Genomic DNA, 3096 nt, shown 5'->3' on the forward strand with positions numbered 1-3096 from the left:
CTTCAAGATGATGGCCACCGAGGCCGCCTATGCCGCCGAGCAGCTCGGGGTGTTCACGCCGAAGTCGTTGGCGCGCGATGCGCTGCGCGCCGGCGAAGTGGGCTTCGTGATCGCCGGCATCAAGGAACTGCAGGCCGCCAAGGTCGGCGACACGATCACGCTCGAGAAGAAGCTGCCGAACAACGCCGGTCCGGCCAGCCAGGCCCTGCCGGGCTTCAAGGAAATCCAGCCGCAGGTCTTCGCCGGCCTGTACCCGACCGAGGCCAGCGAATACGACCAGCTGCGCGATGCGCTCGAGAAGCTCAAGCTGAACGACTCGTCGTTGCGCTACGAGCCCGAGGTCAGCCAGGCGCTCGGCTTCGGCTTCCGCTGTGGCTTCCTGGGCCTGCTGCACATGGAGATCGTCCAGGAGCGGCTGGAGCGCGAGTTCGACCAGGAYCTCRTCACCACGGCGCCGAGCGTGGTCTACCAGGTGGAGCTGGGCGACAAGACCGTGATCCAGGTCGAGAACCCGTCGAAGATGCCCGATCTCGGCCGCATCAACGAGATCCGCGAGCCGATCGTGACCGTGCATCTCTACATGCCGCAGGATTACGTCGGCCCGGTGATGACGCTGGCAAACCTGAAGCGCGGCAACCAGATCAACATGGCCTACCACGGCCGCCAGGTCATGCTGACCTACGAGATGCCGCTGGCCGAGATCGTGCTGGACTTCTTCGACAAGCTGAAGTCGGTGTCGCGCGGCTATGCGTCGATGGACTACGAGTTCAAGGAGTACCGCGCGGCCGACGTCGTGAAGGTCGACATCCTGCTCAACGGCGACAAGGTCGACGCGCTGTCCATCATCGTGCACCGCACGCAGAGCGCCTACCGCAGCCGCGCGGTGGTGGCCAAGATGCGCGAGCTGATCTCGCGCCAGATGTACGACGTGGCGATCCAGGCGGCCATCGGGGCCAACATCATCGCGCGTGAGACAATCAAGGCGCTGCGGAAGAACGTGCTCGCCAAGTGTTACGGCGGCGACATCTCGCGCAAGCGCAAGCTTCTCGAAAAACAAAAGGCCGGCAAGAAACGCATGAAGCAGATCGGCTCCGTCGAGGTGCCCCAGGAAGCGTTTCTCGCCATCCTCCAAGTGGACGATTGATGGGCTCACTGATGGGTTCTCTGACCGGCGTGCTCTATGGCGCCCTGGTGGTGTATCTGGGCGGCTGGTACCTCGGCAAGTGGACGGGCAACTTCTCGCTGCTGCTGTTCATCCTCACCGTCGCGACGCTGGCCTACTGGCTGGCCGAACGCTTCCACTTCGCGCCGCGCCGCGCGGCGGCCGCCGCCACGCTCGACCGCCAGGATGCCGAGCGTCGCGAGCGCCTGGCGTCGCAGGGCATCGCGAAAGTCGACGACAACGTCGCCCAGGCGCGCGACACCCTGCTGATGCAGCCGTGGTGGCTCGACTGGACCGCCGGCCTGTTCCCGGTGATCCTCGTGGTGTTCCTGCTGCGTTCGTTCCTGTTCGAGCCGTTCAAGATCCCGTCGGGCTCGATGGTGCCGACGCTGCTGATCGGCGACCTGATCCTGGTGAACAAGTACCACTACGGCATCCGCCTGCCGGTGATCAACAAGAAGATCGTCCAGATCAACGATCCGCAGCGCGGCGACGTGATGGTGTTCCGCTATCCGGCCAACCCGAGCATCGACTACATCAAGCGTGTCGTCGGCGTGCCGGGCGACCAGATCGATTACCTGAACCAGCACCTGTACGTGAACGGCAAGCTCGCCGAGACGCAGCCGCTGGAGCCGTTCTACGACGAAGACGCCGTGCGCTTCGCCCCGCAGTACACCGAGAAGCTCGGCAACGTGGCGCACCGGATCCTGGTCGAGACCAAGCTGCCGAGCGCGGCCGCACCGCTGTTCGCGTTTCCCTTCAAGGAAAACTGCCGCTACAGTGCGGAGGGCGTGCGCTGCAAGGTGCCGGCGGGTCACTACTTCATGATGGGCGACAACCGCGACAACTCGCAGGACTCGCGTTTCTGGGGCTTCGTGCCTGACGAGAACATCGTGGGCAAGGCCTTCTTTGTCTGGATGAATTTCGGCAATCCCAAGCGCGTCGGTTCGTTCAATTGAGCGGGAGCAACAGGTAAATGACGATGGATCAGCGGTCGATGGAATTTCGGGGTCAGTTGCGGCAACGCACGCACCGTCGTGGAACGCAACGCGGTGTGACGCTGTTCGGCCTGATGTTCTGGGCCATCCTGATCGGCATCATCTCGCTGCTCAGCCTGAAGGTGCTGCCGACGCTGAACGAGTACTTCACGATCAAGCGCACGATCGAGAAGATCGCGACCAGCGGGGCCACCACCGTCCCCGAGATCCGCACGGCCTTCGAGAAACAGAAGGACATCGAGTACTCGATCCAGTCGATCTCCGCCAAGGACCTCGAGATCACGAAGGTCAACGACAAGGTCGTGATCGCCTTCGCCTACAACAAGGAGATCGAGCTGATGGCCCCGGTCTTCCTGCTCCTCAAGTACGAAGGGCGCACGAAGTAAGGGCTGCGGCCCGAGACTTCCGCCCCGCTCGTCACCAACCAGCCCCGCGCGTGGATGCCCGACTGACCGCCCTGCAGAACCGCCTGGGCTACCGCTTCACCCAGCCGGAATTGCTGACGCGCGCGGTCACGCACCGCAGCTTCGGGGCCGATCACAACGAGCGGCTCGAATTCCTCGGCGACGTGGTGCTGAGCCTGGCGATCAGCGACCTGCTGTTCGAGCGCTTCGCCGGCTCCGACGAAGGCGACCTGACCCGCGTGCGGGCGCACCTGGTGCGCGAAGACACGCTGCACAAGGTGGCCGTGCTGATCGGCCTGCCCGAGGTGCTGCGCCTGAGCGAAGGCGAAGCCCGCGGCGGCGGTGCGCAGCGCCCGTCCATCCTGGCCGATGCGCTTGAAGCCGTGATCGGTGCCACCTACCGCGACGGCGGCTTCGAGGCCGCCCAGGCGCTGGTCCAGCGGCTGTTCGGCGAGGTCATCGCGACCACCGACCTCGACAGCTGGTCGAAGGATGCCAAGACCGAGCTGCAGGAATGGCTGCAGGCGCGCCG

At 64.6% G+C, this 3096-nt stretch carries 4 protein-coding genes; all 4 read left to right on the plus strand.

All coding sequences use genetic code 11. The features are described from left to right. Positions 1 to 1144: translation elongation factor 4 (gene lepA, locus AC1D15_RS24260; protein WP_477827980.1), on the plus strand; the 1144-nt coding region annotated here is incomplete at its 5' end. A gap of 11 nt (positions 1145 to 1155) precedes the next feature. Then, entirely contained in the window at positions 1156 to 2121 is a 966-nt protein-coding gene (lepB, locus tag AC1D15_RS24265) for a signal peptidase I (protein WP_477827981.1), read from the plus strand. Between the two features lie 95 nt (positions 2122 to 2216). Continuing rightward, positions 2217 to 2546: a DUF4845 domain-containing protein gene (locus AC1D15_RS24270; protein WP_477827982.1), complete on the plus strand. Its 330-nt coding sequence runs from the start codon at positions 2217 to 2219 to the stop codon at positions 2544 to 2546. 50 nt (positions 2547 to 2596) lie between these two features. Beyond that, on the plus strand, positions 2597 to 3096 hold a 500-nt coding region (rnc, locus tag AC1D15_RS24275; protein ID WP_477827983.1), incomplete at its 3' end, for a ribonuclease III.

This window comes from Rhizobacter sp. P2_H2, assembly GCF_056403375.1.

Coding starts and splice junctions, on each gene's coding strand:
- lepB (WP_477827981.1), top strand. CDS start 1,156: ATGGGTTCTCTGACCGGCGTGCTCTATGGCGCCCTGGTGGTGTATCTG.